This is a genomic window from Gordonia sp. HS-NH1, assembly GCF_001418765.1.
In the GTDB taxonomy this organism is placed as follows: Bacteria; Actinomycetota; Actinomycetes; order Mycobacteriales; family Mycobacteriaceae; genus Gordonia.
Map to the genome: position 1 here is coordinate 1 of NZ_LIYC01000070.1, position 343 is coordinate 343.

The following is a 343-nucleotide window of genomic DNA, read 5'->3' on the forward strand; positions in this document are numbered from 1 at the left end:
GATGCCGGAAGTCAGTACACAGCGCTGGCGTTCACCGAAGCATTACGCGACTCCGGCTTGGCCGGATCGATCGGGTCGGTCGGCGATGCACTCGACAATGCGTTGATGGAATCAGCCATCGGGTTGTACAAGACCGAACTGATCGAGCGCCAGCGATCGTGGACCGGGCGCGCAGAAGTCGAGCGCGAGACCGCCGCCTGGGTGCACTGGTACAACACCGAGCGGCTGCACTCATCGATCGGCTACTGCCCGCCCATTGAGTACGAGAGGCGCTACCGTGAGACAGCCACCTCCGAGATGGCGGTGGCCTAAACGAGGTCTCCATCCGATCCAGGACGGTTCA

Annotated in this window: 1 protein-coding gene; it reads left to right on the plus strand. The window is 62.4% G+C overall.

Going from position 1 to position 343, the window contains the following annotated elements; translation table 11 throughout:
• A partial coding sequence (locus AMD30_RS23605) for an integrase core domain-containing protein (protein WP_156354402.1) occupies positions 1 to 312 on the plus strand: 312 nt, incomplete at its 5' end.
• Between the last annotated feature and the right edge of the window lie 31 nt (positions 313 to 343).